This is a genomic window from Mucilaginibacter rubeus (assembly GCF_003286415.2).
GTDB classification, from domain to species: Bacteria; Bacteroidota; Bacteroidia; order Sphingobacteriales; family Sphingobacteriaceae; genus Mucilaginibacter; species Mucilaginibacter rubeus_A.
Map to the genome: position 1 here is coordinate 6,670,308 of NZ_CP043450.1, position 17,856 is coordinate 6,688,163.

General features: G+C 43.1%; 13 protein-coding genes. 11 read left to right on the top strand and 2 right to left on the bottom strand.

Features of this window, described 5'->3' with window-relative positions:
• Positions 1-28: 28 nt before the first annotated feature.
• Positions 29-1,039 carry an amidohydrolase family protein gene (locus tag DEO27_RS27090; protein WP_112571466.1) on the top strand — a complete coding sequence of 337 codons (1,011 nt, stop codon included), beginning with the start codon at positions 29-31 and terminating at the stop codon, positions 1,037-1,039.
• A gap of 173 nt (positions 1,040-1,212) precedes the next feature.
• On the opposite strand, the gene DEO27_RS27095 is transcribed toward DEO27_RS27090, so the two are convergent.
• Entirely contained in the window at positions 1,213-2,445 is a 1,233-nt protein-coding gene (locus tag DEO27_RS27095) for a hypothetical protein (protein ID WP_112571464.1), read from the bottom strand.
• Positions 2,423-4,831: a DUF2339 domain-containing protein gene (locus DEO27_RS27100; RefSeq protein WP_112571462.1), complete on the bottom strand. Its 2,409-nt coding sequence runs from the start codon at positions 4,829-4,831 to the stop codon at positions 2,423-2,425. Before DEO27_RS27100 ends, DEO27_RS27095 begins: the two co-directional genes overlap by 23 nt.
• A gap of 156 nt (positions 4,832-4,987) precedes the next feature.
• Here DEO27_RS27100 and DEO27_RS27105 point away from each other — a divergent pair, with 156 nt between their 5' ends.
• The 10 genes from DEO27_RS27105 (at position 4,988) to DEO27_RS27150 (ending at position 17,843) form a co-directional block, all read left to right on the top strand.
• Positions 4,988-7,372, top strand: a complete 2,385-nt coding sequence (locus DEO27_RS27105; protein WP_223818067.1) for an alpha-L-rhamnosidase C-terminal domain-containing protein — start codon at positions 4,988-4,990, stop codon at positions 7,370-7,372.
• A 242-nt stretch (positions 7,373-7,614) separates the two neighbouring features.
• Positions 7,615-8,373: an ROK family protein gene (locus DEO27_RS27110; RefSeq protein ID WP_112571458.1), complete on the top strand. Its 759-nt coding sequence runs from the start codon at positions 7,615-7,617 to the stop codon at positions 8,371-8,373.
• A 39-nt stretch (positions 8,374-8,412) separates the two neighbouring features.
• Entirely contained in the window at positions 8,413-10,416 is a 2,004-nt protein-coding gene (gene tkt / locus DEO27_RS27115) for a transketolase (RefSeq protein WP_112571456.1), read from the top strand.
• Between the two features lie 162 nt (positions 10,417-10,578).
• A complete protein-coding gene (gene rpiA, locus DEO27_RS27120) occupies positions 10,579-11,286 on the top strand; it encodes a ribose 5-phosphate isomerase A (protein WP_112571454.1) in 708 nt (235 codons plus the stop codon).
• Positions 11,287-11,518: 232 nt separating this feature from the next.
• A complete protein-coding gene (gene tal, locus DEO27_RS27125) occupies positions 11,519-12,607 on the top strand; it encodes a transaldolase (protein WP_112571452.1) in 1,089 nt (362 codons plus the stop codon).
• A 102-nt stretch (positions 12,608-12,709) separates the two neighbouring features.
• Positions 12,710-13,336 carry an HAD family hydrolase gene (locus tag DEO27_RS27130; RefSeq protein ID WP_112571450.1) on the top strand — a complete coding sequence of 209 codons (627 nt, stop codon included), beginning with the start codon at positions 12,710-12,712 and terminating at the stop codon, positions 13,334-13,336.
• Positions 13,333-14,757 (top strand): NADP-dependent phosphogluconate dehydrogenase, encoded by a 1,425-nt coding sequence (gndA, locus tag DEO27_RS27135; protein ID WP_112571448.1) that lies wholly within the window; start codon positions 13,333-13,335, stop codon positions 14,755-14,757. Before DEO27_RS27130 ends, gndA begins: the two co-directional genes overlap by 4 nt.
• 26 nt (positions 14,758-14,783) lie before the next feature.
• Positions 14,784-16,298 (top strand): glucose-6-phosphate dehydrogenase, encoded by a 1,515-nt coding sequence (zwf, locus tag DEO27_RS27140; RefSeq protein WP_112571446.1) that lies wholly within the window; start codon positions 14,784-14,786, stop codon positions 16,296-16,298.
• Positions 16,299-16,305: 7 nt separating this feature from the next.
• On the top strand, positions 16,306-17,037 hold the full coding sequence (gene pgl, locus DEO27_RS27145; RefSeq protein WP_112571444.1) for a 6-phosphogluconolactonase: 732 nt from the start codon (positions 16,306-16,308) through the stop codon (positions 17,035-17,037).
• Positions 17,038-17,273: 236 nt separating this feature from the next.
• Positions 17,274-17,843, top strand: a complete 570-nt coding sequence (locus DEO27_RS27150) for a Crp/Fnr family transcriptional regulator (protein ID WP_112571442.1) — start codon at positions 17,274-17,276, stop codon at positions 17,841-17,843.
• Positions 17,844-17,856: the final 13 nt, after the last annotated feature.

Consider the following 17,856-nt stretch of genomic DNA (forward strand, 5'->3'; position numbering starts at 1 on the left):
ACCGATATAAATAGCTACATTAGGTTTAATGAAGCATTATTCGCAGCGAGCAGCTGCCCTGATATTTTTCCTGGTACTGGCAGTTAATTTAAAGGCGCAGGTAAAGCCAAATTATTACACAGATTACCATGTGCACCTGCAGGACTCTGCCACGGTGCAATTGGGATATCGTATGTTAAAGGCTTTTCACCTGAAAGCCACAAAAATGGATTCGCTTTGCTTTGATGCCGATACCATCATCGGGCGGCTTGATAAGGCAAAATTTCATTCGGCCTGGATCATCTCAAATGCATATTGGTTCGGCTCGCCGGCAACGCCTGTAAAAAATGAATACCTGGAAGTAAAAAAGCAGAACGACTGGATTGCCGCGCAAGCCGCACAGTACCCTGACCGGTTGAAAGCTTTTATGAGTATTAACCCGCTAAAACCTTACGCCATAAAAGAGATTGAGCGTTGCGCGGTCACCAAACGTTTTACCGGTCTCAAGCTTCACTTTGCTAATAGCAAGGTCAACCTTTTTGATAAAGCCCAGGTTAAGCAGTTACAAAAGGTATTTGCTGTTGCCAATAAATACAAGCTGCTGTTGCTTGTTCATTTCCGCAATAGCGAAAAGTGGGAGGGCGCGGCAAACACTAAAATACTGTTAAAGCAGATACTGCCTTTTGCAAAAAATACTAAAGTAGTTATAGCCCACATGGCAGGTTGGGGTGGGTATGACAGGCAATCGGATAAAGCACTAAGGCTTATATCTGCCTATTTACATTCAAATAAAGAGCCTGGGTCCAATTTATTCCTTGATGTCAGCGCTGTTTTCCCGCTCGATGAAAATAGTAACCATACCAAATCCGTCAAAAGGAATACAACCTGGCACCAGCTGATCGCGCTTAAAAAACAAATAAAAAAAATTGGCACAGATCACATCGTATTCGGAACGGACTGGCCGTTAATAGATATCGGCCCTTATATTGAGATGCTGAACAAAAACTTAGGAGAGCAAACTACGCGGCAGATATTGAATACACGGGTGATTGCTGACTGAAGATTGTTAATACGCTTAATACACGAAGTCCATCAATTATCTCGCTGTCCGAAGTCTCTGACTTCGGACGACTATGTTTGTAGTCTTCAGACTACAGTGATTTCCTGTAGTTGCAAACTACAGGCATACGAGTTCGAAGTCAGAGACTTCGAACAGCAGAACAGCAGAGTCTATCAATTATTATTTTCCTTCTTCTTCACCTCCTTAGTCATCTTCAAAGTCAAAAACAACAGCAACCCTAAGGATACTATGATCGCTACCCAGATCAACACCGTGTAATCTTTACCAGCTGGTTTAACCGCCGCCGCGTAGCCGGTGTTTTTAACAACAGCTTCATGTTTAATAACAGGTGTGTTGCTGCGGATACTATCGGCAAAAAATTTCAGATCGTATTCCGGTGCTTGTGCCAATGAGTCCCCTGCCAGGAACTGGTAGCTTTGTTTGGCTTCCAAATAGCTGATCAGGTATTCTTCGGATTGATAAGCTTTAATCTCACCAATGCTCAGCGGCTGGTTATCGCCATTGCTGATTTCAATTAACAGGTGATTGGTTTTCGCGGCGATCAGCAGGTCGGGATTTTTATCTGATGATAATTCTGCTTCACTAATCAATTCTTTGCCATTGTTCACGAACTGGTAAACCGCTACGCCGCGTTTATAGTACTTAGGCGCGCTGATATTGAAATGCAGCTTATTTACCTGGTAGTTATCATTTAACTTGATATCAATAAATGTAGCTTTATTGCTATCCGCGCGGATAATATTTACAGGTGCTATGGCAGTATAACTTTGCGCTGCCGACGCGTACTCGGTGTAAATGCCGGCCTGCAAGAATTTGACAGGGTTCTTATTCTTATCGTTTACCTGGATTTTCAAATAGCGGTAATTACTTGCCGGGAAGGACAGCAATTGTAAGTAGGTGCCTTCGCTGTTTTGGATAGCTTCCTGCAGCGGAATATCCTCCTGGATAGCAAACCACTGGTTAAGATTATCGCTGCCCAGCAGGTTCACTTTACGTTTTACAGCAGTGTTTTGCAACCTGATCCAAAGGCGGTCGAGCACCAGGGCGGTTTTATTTTCGATGATAAAAACGGTACTGGTATCGGTTTTGGGCGTGTTGCTGATCTCCGGAAAAACAACAAAGCTTTTCTGGCTTTTTTGTGGCAGGCTCCCGGCTTGTATGTATGGCACAAAATTGCCTTTAGAATCGGCAATGCGAATATCCGAAAGATCGACTTTGGCCTTGGCTACCAATGCAGGTTGCAAACCAATACGGTAAAAGCCTGTGCTGTCAATATTTTGCAGCGTGGCCTTATATTTAAAGTTTTTTTGTGCCGATGCCGGTAATACTATGCCACAAAGCAGCAGGATAGAAAGCGTTAGCTTATTCAGGTTTGTTAGCTTCATCGGTAGCTGTATTTTTTTTATCTTTTTGATAGATGAATGAAACAATAAGCAGCAAAATACCCAGACAAAAGAAGGCTGCAATTTTGCCCCATATCGGGATGTTCTTGATATCGAACAAAAATAATTTAAGCAATGTAATGGAGAATAACGTTAACGAGGCCACGCGCATAGCCCGCTGTTTATGCTTCATTCCCAGCCACATCAGCGCGAAGGAAAGCAGGCCCCAAAGTATGGGCAGTCCGGTTTTTATATAAACCGTTTCTATCCTGTCAATAGAATTTACCTTGTTATAAAATAACAGGTTGCTCATCAGGCTTACTTCAAGGCTTAAAAATACTACAACTGCTACACTCAATACCCAGGTAAATAAGGTGATGATGCCGGCTTTTTCATTTTTACGGGTTAACGCGATAACACGGTATAGTAGCAGGCCGGTAAATATTGCGCCTACCCAGTGCGCCATGAAATGGGCGGCCGGTACTTTACCTGTCTCGAGCATAACATGCTGCAGGTTAAAAAACAGTGGGGTCAACAACAGGTAAATGGTAATGCAGGCTAACAGCAAACCAAGTTTCAGGTTATCAGTAAAGTTGATAACGGCTATTTTAAACGATACCACGTAGTAAATAAATACAAATACAGGTGTATAAACCATCATGTATAAAATATTCAGATCGGTGTATGGGAACCTGGTTACGAACTGGTGGTTGATTTCCAGCAAGCCGCTTAAATATAGCAAGACAAGCCCTGTAATACTGAAAACGCGTTTATCTACCTTGAACCTGCCGGTTGCTTCAGTTGTATCCTTAAACATTAATACCGCGAGCAGAAACGAGCTGACGGCTGCGCAAAGAGTTGTAATAAATCCTTTGTTGGCTATGACGGTAAGCGTTACATTGGTATTTCCGTAAATTTGCTCCCAATCCATCAATAAGCTTAGCAACATAGCTATCCACAGCAATAACGAAGTATATCTCATTAAATTGATGTTTGACTTTTGGTAAAGCCAGTATAATAGCACCGCTTCCGACGCCCAGAATATCGTAATGCTATGCCCATGCAGTTGTATCGGGGCTGCCAGCGAAATAAATGTGAGCGTAATGCCAATCAACAGGTAAAGAATGTTGATATCTACCTTACGGTTTCGGAAAAGTATGTATGACAACACAAGATTTACAACCGCGAGACTTACGCAAAACAAACCGCGGTATTGCTCGTCATGCATCATTGTTAACAGATATAATCCCGTCGCGAAATATAACCCGGTATTGAGTAGTAGAATACTAAAATCCGACGCGATGAATTTCTTGTTTTCGCGTACGTTGTTGGCAATGTTGATAGCAAAATAAAGCGCGTAAAAAATACTGGCAAAAGTAAAGCCGATATGATAAGTGGCGGCCGTAAGGGTATAAAGCACGGTCGAAAAAACAATAACCGTAAACCCGAATGATACGATATTAAGTATACGCCATGCTTTATAATAAGCAATAATGAGTAAGCCGGTGTTTAATATGAGCAGATAGATAAACAGGCCATTATAATTGGCGCTGCCGTTACTCACCATAAAAGGACTTGCAAAACCGCCTACCAGGGCAATTACCGCCAACTCCTGCTTATCATACAATAAGGAAAGTACCACCGCGAAAATGGTGATCACAATTAAAATGATGAATGCAGTTGTTTGGCCAAACAAGTGAAACTGCTGAAAGGCCAGCGTTATGGTGAAGTAAAATACAGCCAGGCCGCCGCCTACCAGCACCGAGCTAAAAGCCTTATAGCTGTTGCGGAGCATATGGGCAACGCCTATTAAAATACCGCCGCAAACTATGCCTATGCCCACCCGGCCAACAAGGCCTATCCAATCGTTATCAATAGCGTATTTTACAAAAAAGCCTATGGCCAGTACCAGTATGGCTATACCTATTTTATTGACCAGGTTTTCGCCGATGAATTTTTCCAGATCGGGATGGCGCTCGAAGAAGGAAGGTTTTGACGTTATAGGTTTTATAGGCTCATAATCGCGTGTTTTTACCGGGCGATTGATGATTGAAAAACTATCTTCAATAACCTCAGGCTGCCTTTCAACTTTTGGACTCGTAACAGGTTCTGGTTTTATCTCTGCTTCAACAGGTGGTTGTGGGGTTTCAACAACAGGCTCAGGTATAACCGGAGCAACAGGAGGAGGCGGAGTGATAACAGGTGCCGATGCTTCTGCTTTTTTTACGTCTTCGGTAACCGGAGGCCTGGTTATCTTCAGTTTTTCAATAATCTCCTTTAGTTCGAATATTCTAAATTCAAGTTCCCTGATCTTATTGTTTAAACTGCCTTTGTGATTAAGCATCATAATAATGACAATCACCAGTAAAAAGACGGCTAATACATCCATAGTTTTAGGTTTGTAAAAAATAAAGATAAAGGAATTATGAAATAATCCACTATCAGTAGGGTTAATCAATAAGCAAACTCCGTATGAAATAATGCAGCTTTAATTGTAATTTAGCTGTGCAGGCAATTGCCAATCACCTATAAACCACACTATTTCATGATGAGTTTCTTTAAGCGCGGCTTTTTTGTATTTTTTCTTTTAATTACAGCGTCTACGTATGCACAAACCACAAATCCGGGTCTGTTGAAATATCAATGGAAAGCATCGTGGATCACCGTTCCACAGGAATCTTTAAAGGAATACGGGGTTTATTATTTCAGGAAGGATATTGAGCTTATCGCTAAGCCTGCGTCGTTTGTGGTTCATGTATCTGCGGATAATCGCTATAAACTATACGTAAATAAAACGCTGGTTTCATTAGGCCCTGCGCGGGGGGATACCTATTACTGGAACTATGAAACGGTTGATCTGGCCCCATATCTTCAGCCTGGTAAAAACCTCATAGCCGCGGTAGTCTGGAACGATGGCGATTACAGGCCCGAGGCGCAGATTTCCCTGCAAACTGGTTTTATTATGCAGGGCGATACCCCGAATGAAGAGATCATCAACACCAATAAAACCTGGAAATGCATCCGCGATAAATCATTTCAACCCATTACCGGTATCGGCTGGCATCCTTATTATGTAGCGGGGCCAGGCGAACGGGTGGATCTGAACCAATCCATAAAAAACTGGAATACCACAGGACTTGATGATAGCAACTGGAAAAACGCCATCCGCATTGATAACGGAAACCCTAAAGGTGTTACCAATGCCTTTGGCTGGATGTTGGTACCTTCATCCATACCCGCCATGGAAATGACCCTGCAAAGGATCCCAGTTTTAAGAAAAGCAGATGGTGTAACTGTTCCGCCGTCGTTTCCGGCAAGCAAAACGGCGGTCACTATTCCTGCAAACACCTCTGCTACTTTGCTGCTCGATCAAACGTATTTAACCAACGCCTTTGTAACACTCAATTTCAGCAAGGGGAAAAATGCAGGCATCGGCATTAGTTATACCGAATCATTATTTAAAACGCTGACTGGTCCCGAAGGGACAGTTAAAGGCAATCGTAATGATGTTGACGGAAAGATATTTGTTGGCCGCAGGGATAGCATTGTTGCTGATGGGGCTACGGGCAATTCATTCACTACGTTAACCTGGCGCACGTTCAGGTATATCGAGGTAAAAATAACTACCAAAGATGAACCTTTGATCATCGACGATATCTACGGAACATTCACTGGATATCCGTTTAAAATGAATGCCAAACTGGAAACATCTAATCCCGAAATGCAACAGATGCTGGATATTGGCTGGCGCACCGCCCGCCTTTGCGCCGGAGAAACCTATACCGACTGCCCGTATTACGAACAGCTGCAATATGTTGGTGATACCCGCATCCAGGCGCTGGTATCCTTTTATAATAGTGGCGACGACCGCCTGGTACGCAATGCCATCAATCAGATGGATCATTCGCGGCTGGCCGAGGGGATAACCTTAAGTCGTCATCCTTCGTTCTCGCCTCAAATTATTTCCACTTTTTCGTTATGGTACATAGGTATGCTGCATGATTATTGGATGTATCGCCCCGATAGTTTGTTTATCAAAGATAAGCTGCCAGGCATGCGTGATGTACTCAACTTTTTCAGCAAATACCAACAGGCAGATGGCTCGCTAAAAGACACGCCCTACTGGACATTTGTTGATTGGGTGAGCGATAAAGGCTGGGATTTTGGTCAGGCTCCTAAAAGCGCCAAAGGTACATCGGCCATATTAGATCTGCAGTTGATGTGGGCTTATCAACAAGCCGGCGAGATGGAAGCAAAAATGGGGATGCCCGCGTTTGCTGCAATGTACAAAGCCAAAGCGGCGCAATTGAAAACCGCTATCCAAAACAAATATTGGGATGCAGGTAAAATGCTTTATGCGGATACCGAGGATAAGCAGCTATTCTCTCAGCATACCAATTCAATAGCTGTATTGGCTGGCATGGTAAACAGTGCAGGCGCACATGATATCAGTTTAAAACTATTGAATGATGCCACGCTTACCAAATGCACCATCTATTTTAAATACTACCTGCACCAGGCCATGGTAAAAGGTGGCCTGGGCGATGATTACCTGAACTGGCTCAGCATTTGGCGGGATAATATCAAAATGGGCTTAACCACCTGGGCCGAGATCTCGGATCTTGACCATAACCGTTCTGACTGCCACGCCTGGGGTGCAAGCCCTAACATCGAGTTTTACCGCACTATTGTAGGAGTAGATACTTATGCGTCGGGCTTCAGCAAAGTAAAAATTGAGCCTCATTTGGGGCAGATTAAAAGCATCCGTGCCGAAGTACCTCATCCAAACGGAAAGGTTTATGCCAAATATTTGTTTAACAATGGAAAATGGAATATAAACGTAACGCTTCCGAAAGGTACATCCGGCATTTTTGTATGGAAAGGGAAAACTTTTACGCTTAAAACAGGTACTAACAATTTAATTATCTGAAAAATTTTACAACGTTATTAACATTTTACGTTAATTACACTGATTTTGCCACGCATAAGTAAAAATGCTTTTAAAAATTGGCTTGTTAAATAAAAGCAGCGCTAACTTTACCTCGTTGCTTAAGGACGATAAATTGATTTTATCAGATTATTTAACAATTTGATATTATTAAAATGTGATATTTATGCGCTGGGAACTAAGGGTTTCACCAAATTGCTAACCAGCTAAATAAATTACGCTAAATGAAAAAAACACCATCCCAGCTAAGGGTTCTCTCAATCGATATCGGTGGTTCACACATTAAAGCCACTATCCTGAATAAAAAAGGGGATTTAAAAATGGAGTATGATAAGATACCTACTCCCGCTCCTGCAAATCCTGATAATGTTATAAAAGCTATCAACACCCTTGTAAAGGATTTTCCGGCATATGATAAAATATCAGTTGGCTTTCCGGGTTATGTAAAAAACGGGGTTGTTAAAACCGCGCCAAACCTGGGTACCGATTATTGGGCTGATGTTGACCTGAGTAAAAAACTGGAAAAAGCATTAGGTAAACCTGCGCAGGTAGTAAATGATGCCGATATGCAGGGCCTTGGTGTAGTAGCAGGTAAAGGCCTTGAAATGGTGATAACCCTGGGCACCGGTTTTGGTACCGCTTTGTTAATGGACGGTCATTTATTGCCCCATTTTGAACTGGCCCATCTTCCGATAAAGGAGGGCATTACCTATGATAACTATATAGGCGAGAAGGCTTTGGAAAAAGAAGGCAAAGAAAAATGGAACAAGCGCATGAAGAAGGTTTTCAAAATACTGAAAACCGTATTTAATTACGATACTTTATACATTGGCGGCGGCAATTCAGACGAGCTTACTTTTAAGCTTGATAAAAACATGAAGATAGTTACCAATGCCGATGGTATCAAAGGAGGAGCAAGGCTTTGGCGCGACGATGAAAGCGAAAGCAAAACCAAACGCAAACTTGCAACACCTACCGAGTAAACAGAAAACTAACACTAACTACAATACCTGATAAATAAAATGGAAAACCAAAAAGACATAGAAAAATTGGCAATAGATACCGTAAGGGTATTGGCAGCCGATGCCGTGCAAAAAGCAAATTCAGGCCACCCTGGTACCGCTATGGCGCTTGCGCCAATGGGCCACGTTTTATGGACAAAGTTTTTAAACTACAATCCTAAAAACCCTGATTGGGCAAATCGCGACAGGTTTATCCTTTCAGCCGGTCACGCCTGTATTTTACAATACAACTTTTTGTATTTAACCGGCTATGATCTTTCTTTAGATGATATCAAACAGTTTCGCCAGTTGAACAGCAAAACTGCCGGTCACCCGGAATACGGTTTGGCTCCGGGCGTTGAAGTAACTACCGGTCCGCTGGGCCAAGGTTTTGCTAATGCTGTTGGTTTCGCGATAGCGCAGAAACATTTAGCAGCACGTTACAACAAGCCTGGTTTTGAGCTGTTCAACTACAATATTTACACCATTTGCAGCGATGGCGATTTGATGGAAGGTGTAACTTCAGAAGCAGCTTCATTAGCCGGTCACCTGCAATTGGGTAACCTGATCTATTTATATGATGATAACCACATCTCTATTGAAGGCAGCACCGATATTGCATTTAATGAGGATGTAAGCGCCCGTTTCCGTGCATACGGCTGGCATGTACAGGATTTAACCGATGTTAATGATACCCATGCACTTGAGTTGGCTATCATTAACGCCAAAGCCGAAACTCAAAAACCATCATTTATCCGTGTTCGTTCACTAATTGCTTACGGTAGCCCTAATAAATCAGGTACTGCAGGTTCACACGGGTCGCCGCTTGGTGCCGACGAAATTAAACTGGTAAAACAGTTCTTCGGTTTTGATCCTGACAAGTCATTCAACGTATCTGACGAAGTGTTGGATTATTACCACACCAAAGGTGCCCGTGGTGCAGCCGTTGAAGAAAAATGGAACAAATTATTTGCCGATTATAAAGCTAAATTCCCTGAATTAGCTGCTGAATATGAAGCTGCCGCTAAAGGCGAATTACCTGCAGGCTGGAAAGATAAACTGCCGGTATTTAAAGGTTCAGACCCTAAAATGGCAACCCGCCAGGCGTCAGGCAAAGTATTGAACGCTATTGCCCCTGCATTACCAAACCTGATTGGTGGCGCGGCTGACCTTGCCCCATCAACCGAAACTAATCTGAAAGAATACGATTCATTTACATCAGAAAACCGTGCAGGCCGTAACTTCCACTTCGGTATCCGTGAGCATGCTATGGGTTCGGCTTTAAATGGTATGGCTTTAACCAAAGGCTTGCTACCTTTCGGTGCTACCTTCCTGATGTTCTCTGAATATATGCGCCCGCCAATCCGTTTGGCTGCCATCATGAAAATAAACCCGATTTTTGTTTATACCCATGACAGTATTGGTTTGGGCGAGGATGGTACCACCCACCAACCTATCGAGCAATTGGCTTCTTTACGCTCTATACCAAACTTAACCGTGATCCGTCCGGCTGATGCTAACGAAAGCGCTCATGCATGGCGTGTTGCCATCGAGAAAAAAGGCGGTCCTACTGTATTGGTATTCACCCGTCAGGGTTTACCTATCCTTGATCAGGATAAATACGGTAAAGCCGAAAACCTGGAAAAAGGTGCTTACATCCTTTCAGAAGGCAGCAAAGGCCCTGATTTAATCTTAATCGCGACCGGATCTGAAGTAGCACTGGTAATGCAGGCGCAGGAAAAACTGGAAGCAGAAGGTATTTCAACCCGTGTGGTAAGTATGCCATCATGGGAGCTGTTTGAAAAACAGGATGCGGCTTACAAAGAGTCGGTGTTCCCTAAAGCAAGCAGAAAACGTTTGGCTGTTGAAATGGCATCACCAATGGGCTGGCATAAATACACCACCGACGAAGGCGATATGCTGGGCATGACGACTTTTGGTGAATCGGCCCCGGCTGAAGATCTGTACAAACACTTCGGCTTCACTGTTGATAACGTTGTTAAAAGAGCTAAGGCGCTTTTATAGATTTGAGATATTAGATGTGAGATTTGAGATTTTGCCCGCGGCGGAAGATTTCTTATCTCACACACATAGATTTGGGGCGTGAAATGTGAGATGTTAGATTTTGCCACTGGCTAAGTTTCCTATCTCAAATCTCATGTCTCAAATCTCACATCTAAATAAAAAATGAACTGGAACAGCAACCTGATAAATAACCTGGAGTGGGCCGATAAGATCATCAATATCGAAGGCAAACAAAAGGTAGCTGCAGAAATAGCGGCAAAAGTTAAGGATGGCGATATTATAGGTGTTGGCTCAGGCTCAACATCGTACCTGGCACTGGTGGCTATTGCCCAAAGGGTAAAAGATGAAAAGCTGAATGTAAAGGCTATCCCAACATCGGTTGAACTTACTATGTTCTGCGCCAAACTGGGTTTGCCTGTAACTACCCTGTATGAGCATAAACCCGACTGGCTGTTTGACGGTGCCGATGAGGTTGATCCGGATAAGAGCCTGATTAAAGGACGTGGCGGGGCCATGTTTAAAGAAAAGTTGCTGATCAGCTCAAGTGCGGTTAGCTATATCATTGTCGACGAATCAAAGATGGTTGATAAGTTAGGCTCGAAATTTCCGGTGCCTATTGAGGTTTTTCCGCAAGCATTGCCTTATGTTGAAAAGGAACTGAAAAGTTTGGGGGCAACGGAGCTAACTATTCGCCCTGCAAAAGGTAAAGACGGCCCGATAATTTCAGAAAATGGCAACCTGGTATTGGATGCTAAGTTTAATGAGATCGGTAAAAGTTTTGAGCGGGATATTAAATCGATAACAGGAGTAATTGAAAGCGGGCTTTTTATCGGCTTTGATCTGAATATCATTATGGCGGCTAATAATTAGTCTGAAGTCAGGAGTCTAAAGTCGCAAGTCCGAAGTCAGGAAAAACAAGACTTTTGACTTAAGACTTAGAACTTCCGGCTTAACAATGATATGTTAACAAAGTATGATATAAACCTTACAATTAAGGGCATTCTTATTAAGAACTTTACATAACAGACCGATTTGGTAGTAATTTTTGCTACCTTCATCGCGCTTTTAACAAAATAATTAACAAACAAAAACGAACCCCATTATGGCAACTAATAATGTAGCGCAGATACATGGTTTTGGTCAGAGTATCTGGCTTGATTTTATTGACCGTGAGATCATCTCTTCAGGAAAACTTAAAGAATTAATTGACGTTGACGGCGTACGCGGCGTTACTTCAAACCCTGCAATTTTTGAAAAAGCTATCAGCAGCAGTTCTGATTACGATGCTGATATCGCTGCTCTTAAATCCGAAACCGACAACGAAAAATTATTTTTTGAAATTGCTGTTAAAGATATCCAGGCTGCTGCCGACCTGTTTAAAGGTGTTTACGAAGAGTCAAACAAAGTTGACGGTTATGTAAGCCTTGAAGTTTCTCCGTTTTTGGCTTTAGATACCGAAGGTACTGCTAAACAAGCCGAAGAACTTTGGAAAAAAGTTGACCGTGAAAACGTAATGATCAAGATCCCTGGCACTAAACCGGGTTTGGCCGCTATTCAGCAATCAATTGCAAAAGGTATCAACATTAACGTTACCCTGCTTTTTGGTTTAGAGCGTTACGAAGAAGTAACTGAAGCATACATTGCAGGTTTGGAAGAGCACTTAGCTGCCGGTCACAAAATCGCACACATTGCATCAGTAGCAAGTTTCTTTCTGAGCCGTATCGACGTGGTTGTTGACCCAATCATCGAAGCTAAAGGCGAAAAAGAATTATATGGTGAAGTTGCTATCGCGTCGGCAAAAAAAGCCTATGAAATTTACAAACGCGTATTCAGCAGCGAAAGGTGGAAAAAACTTGCTGAGCAAGGTGCACAGCCACAGCGTTTGCTTTGGGCAAGTACCGGTAGCAAAAACCCTGCGTTTAAAGATACCAAATATGTTGAGGCATTAATTGGCCCGGATACTGTTGATACCGTTCCTTTGGAAACTGTTGACGCTTTCCGTGATCATGGTATTGCAGCAAACACTTTGGAAGCAGGTTTAGATAAAGCTACCGAGATCCTGGCAAAACTACCTTCTTTAGGTATCGATCTGGCTGCTGTAACCCAGCAACTGGAAGACGAAGGCATCGAGAAATTCAACAAGCCATTTGAAAAGCTGTTGAATGCTATCGAAGTACAAAAAAACAAATAATTAAGCTCTGAGTCTTAAGTCGAAAGTTTTGAGTTCGAAGTCGGAATAATTTGACTTCGAACTTAAGACTAAAGACTCCCGACTTCAATAAAAACTACATCTATGGAAGTTGCTGATCTGAAGATCCTTTTTTTTGACGTGGGCGGCATTCTGCTGTCAAACGGATGGGGACATGAGGCCCGTGAAGAAGCGGCCAAACGTTTTAAACTCGACTACGCCGAGGTTAACGCCCTGCACAACTTTATTTTCAACGTATACGAAATTGGCAGCATCACGCTTGATGAATACCTTGATACGGTGATATTTAACCACCCAAGGGATTTTGTACGCGAAGATTTTAAGGATTTTATCTACTCTACGTCTGTTGAATTGCCGATGCTGCAATTTTTAAAGGATTGGAAAAAGGATTGCGGCTTCCGTATTATATCGGTGAACAACGAGGGTAAAGAACTGAACGATTACCGTGTACGCAAATTTAAACTACATGAGTGTTTTGATGCTTTTGTATCATCATGCGAAGTGAAAATGCGTAAACCCGATCCCGGTATCTGGCAATTGGCCATGGGTATTGCCCAGGCATCGCCGCAACAATGCGTGTATTTTGACGACAGGAAAATGTTTGTTGATACAGCGCAAAAACTGGGTATCCGTGCATTTCAGCATACCAGCCTTGAAGGCACCAAGAAAATTTTAGAAACACTTAAAAAAGAAAACCTCAAAACAAAATGAGCGCAACAGAAAACAAATACGCCTTTGGTATGATAGGCCTGGGTGTTATGGGTCGCAGCCTGCTGCTGAACATGGCCGATCATGGCTTCGCGGTTGCCGGACACGATAAAGATACCGGTAAAGTAGATTCATTAAACCAGGAAGCTGGCGACAGGGAAGCCAAAGGTTTTTCCGATGTTAAAGAGTTTATACAAAGCTTAACCACGCCAAGGGCTATCATGATGCTGGTACCTGCCGGTAAAATTGTTGACGCCGTAATTGAGGAATTAACCCCGTTGTTAGAAAAAGGCGATATCCTGATTGATGGCGGTAACTCGCACTTTACCGATACCAACCGCCGTGTTGAAGAATTGGAAGCTAAAGGCCTTCATTTCTTTGGTATGGGTGTATCTGGTGGTGAAGAGGGTGCCCGCCGCGGCCCGAGCATGATGCCGGGTGGCGATAAGGATGCTTATGCTGTAATGAAACCTATTTTTGAAGCCATTGCCGCTAAAGTTAATGGCGAGCCTTGCGTTACCTACATTGGCCCTGGCGCGTCAGGTCACTTTGTTAAAATGGTGCACAACGGTATCGAATACGGTATCATGCAGGTAATTGCCGAAACTTACGAGATCCTGAAAAAAGGATTAAAAGCAAGCAACGAAGAAATTGGCGATCTGTTTGCTAAATGGAACGAAGGTCGTTTACAATCATTCCTGTTAGATATTACTAAAGATATTTTCAAATACAAAGCTCCGGGTACCGATCATTTATTGTTGGATGATATTAAGGACGAAGCAAAGGCTAAAGGTACCGGTAAATGGACATCGCAGGTGGCTATGGACCTGGTAACCCCTATCCCAACCATCGATACTTCAGTATCAATGCGCGACCTTTCTAAATACAAATCGTTACGTGAACAAGCTTCAACCGTTTACAACGATCCAATAGGGCTTAACGGCAGCAAAGAAGAGTTATTGGTTGCTTTAGAGCAGGCTTTCTACTTTACCAGCATCCTTACTTATGCACAAGGTATGCACCTGCTTACTAAAGCGTCAGAAGAATTTAACTACGACCTTCACCTTGGCGAAATCGCAAAGATCTGGAGAGGCGGCTGTATCATCCGTTCAGAATTCCTGAATGATATTTACAACGCGTATAATAAAGATAAAGCATTGCCGCACCTGTTGCTTGACAGTGATGTAGCGGCACTTGTTAAAGAAACTTTACCGGGCATCAGGAAAGTATTATCGGCTACAATTGCTGCCGGTGTTGCTACTCCGGGTTATGCTTCGGCATTAAGTTACTTTGATGCTTTCCGCAGCGAAAGGATGCCTTCAAACCTTACCCAGGCCCAGCGTGATTATTTTGGCGCGCACACTTATGAGCTTATCGGTAAAGAAGGCGTTTTCCATACACAATGGGCTCCGGCAAACGATTAATTAACGGTTTTAATTAAAACACAACAATGAGCACAACAGCTAAATCAGAACCTACCATATTTATCATTTTTGGTGGTACAGGCGATTTAAATGCACGTAAAATTGCACCGGCTCTATACAACCTGTTTTTGGACGGTTGGATGCCTAAGCAATTTTCTATTATAGGTACTGGTCGTACCAAACTTACCGACGAGCAATTCAGGGAGAACCTGCACAGGGATATCAACCAGTTTTCGCGCAGCGGTAAAACCGACGATAAACAATGGGCGGAGTTTGTAAAAAACGTTTACTACCAGGTATCTGACGCTAACGATTTTGAAACATACAAAGAGTTTGGCAAACGCATTGAAAAACACAACGCTGAGTGGAAAACCAAGGCAAACGTGTTATTCTATCTTGCAGTAGCACCTAATTTCTTCCCTATCATCGCGACGAACATATCAAAAGCTAAACTGGCTGAAGATAAAAAACGCGTAAGGATCATCATTGAGAAACCGTTTGGTCATGACCTGGAAACAGCGAAAGACCTGAACGCATTGTTAAAAAGCATTTTTGACGAGTGCCAGATCTATCGTATTGACCATTACCTGGGCAAAGAAACCGTTCAGAATATTATGGCCTTCCGTTTTGCCAACTCCATTATGGAGCCGCTTTGGAACCGTAATTATATCGAGCACGTACAGATCTCGGTTACTGAGCAATTGGGCGTTGAAGAACGCGGCGATTATTACGATGGCTCAGGTGCTATGAGGGATATGATCCAAAACCACTTGTTGCAGTTACTTTGTCACATCGCAATGGAGCCACCGGTAAGCTTCAGCGCCGATGAGGTACGTGACCGTAAAGTTGACGTGCTGAAAGCCATGCGCAAATTTACAGCCGAAGACGTTCGTAATTCGACTGTTAGAGGCCAGTATGGCAGCGGATGGATGAAAGGCCGCGAAGTGCCCGGCTACCGTGAAGAACCAAAAGTTGACAAAGAGTCAAATACTGAAACTTTTGCGGCTATTAAGTTTTTCATCGATAACTGGCGCTGGCAAGGTGTTCCTTTCTACCTGCGTACAGGTAAAAGGCTGCACCAGTCATCATCGGTTATTACCATCCAGTTTAAGGATGTTCCGCACCAGATTTTCCCTGCCGAAGCAACAGAAAGCTGGCAGCAAAACAGGCTTATCATCAGCATACAGCCAGAGATGAGTATCCGTTTACAGGTTCAGGCTAAACGCCCTGGTATTGATATGGTATTAAACGCTGTTGATATGGTGTTTGACTATAAAGGTACTTATACCAACCAGGCTCCTGAAGCTTACGAAACGCTGATATTGGATACCATGATGGGCGATCAGACTTTGTTTATGCGTGGCGACCAGGTGGAAGCTGCATGGGAACTGGTAATGCCTATCCTGAATACATGGCAAAGCAAAAAGAGCCTGAATTTCCCTAATTATTCTGCCGATTCATGGGGCCCAGAAGCTGCTGAAGCTTTAATTGCCCGCGATGGCTATAATTGGTTCACCTTACCTGTAAACGGTAAAAAATAAAAAGCTAATGACACTGAATATCTATAACACGGAAGATGAAGTATTAACCGGGCTGGCCGATCATTTTGTTACCCTGGCTACGGAAGCTATCAACAAAAACGGCAAGTTCAGTGTGGCGCTTTCGGGCGGCAGCTCACCTAAAAAGCTATATGAACTGCTGGCTTCAACAACCTATGCCGACCAGGTAAACTGGGAAAAGGTTTTCTTCTTTTTTGGAGATGAGCGCAACGTGCCCCATGATCATAAAGACAGCAATTACCTGATGGCTAAAAAGGCCTTGTTTGAGCCATTGATGATAAGCCCGGCACAAATTTTCCCGGTTGAAACATCATTTGGACCTGCCGAGGCAGCCGCTAAATACTGGGAAGTGATCTCTGCGTTTTTTGACGATGATGAAGCAAGTTTTGACCTGGTATTATTAGGTCTGGGCGATAATTCACATACAGCATCACTATTCCCGTATACACCTGTATTGCATGATCGTGTGCCCGGTGTGAAAGAAGTATGGCTGGAAGATCAGCAGGTATGGCGCATTACCCTTAACGCACCGCTTATTAATGACGCAGCCCAAATAGCGTTTTTAGTTTACGGAGCAGGTAAAGCCGAAGCTGTAAAACACATACTGGAAGATGACGAGGATATTGAACTGTATCCAGCTCAGCTTATTGATTCGATATCTGGCGAGGTAGAGTGGTTTGTTGATGAACCGGCTGCCGCGGCATTGGAAAGTAAAGAGTAATATTTGTTATTTATAGCGAAAGGGCCTAAATGTTTAGGCCCTTTTTTGTTTACACACGTCATTGCGAGGTACGAAGCAATCCTCGATTAGTATGGCAGCTCTGCACAGTTCGCCATTGCTTCGTTCTTCGCAATGAAGTGATTATGTAATAAGTAAATGCATATTTAGATGAAGTCGGCCCTTTAGATCCATAATCCTCATTTTCTGCTACCTTTACAACATTCGAACATCGCTAAATGGATAACGAACCATTAATTAATGCTATCAAAGCCGTTGTGGATATGCCAGACGAGGACTTATCGATGTTGCTGAATTGTGTTACCCGGCACGAATTAAAAAAAGGTGAAGCGGTTTTAGAGGTAGGGCAGGTTTGCCGGCATTTTTATTTTGTTGAGGAAGGTTATCTGCGCACATGGTATAATAAAGATGGCGTTGTTATTAATCTCAATTTTACGTTTGAAAAAGGGTTTACTTCCAACCTCAGGAGCTTTAAATCCCGTAATCCTTCCGAGTACACCATTGAGACTGGTGAAAAAGCGATAGTTTATATTTTTGATTGGGACAAAATCGCTTCTAAGCATATTGATCTGCCGCTTATGGCGTTGTTTGTACGCCGTGTAGCAGTACGACTGTTGCTGGCTTCGGAAGAGCACAGTGAACTCTTTAAAATCTACACCCCTGCCGAACGGTACCATTTTATCGAAAAGAATAACCCGCGATTGCTTCAACGCATTTCGCTCTCGCAACTGGCATCCTATATCGGTGTCACCCGCGAAACTTTAAGTCGCATTCGTTCCAAAAACTGATTTGTCGATTGTG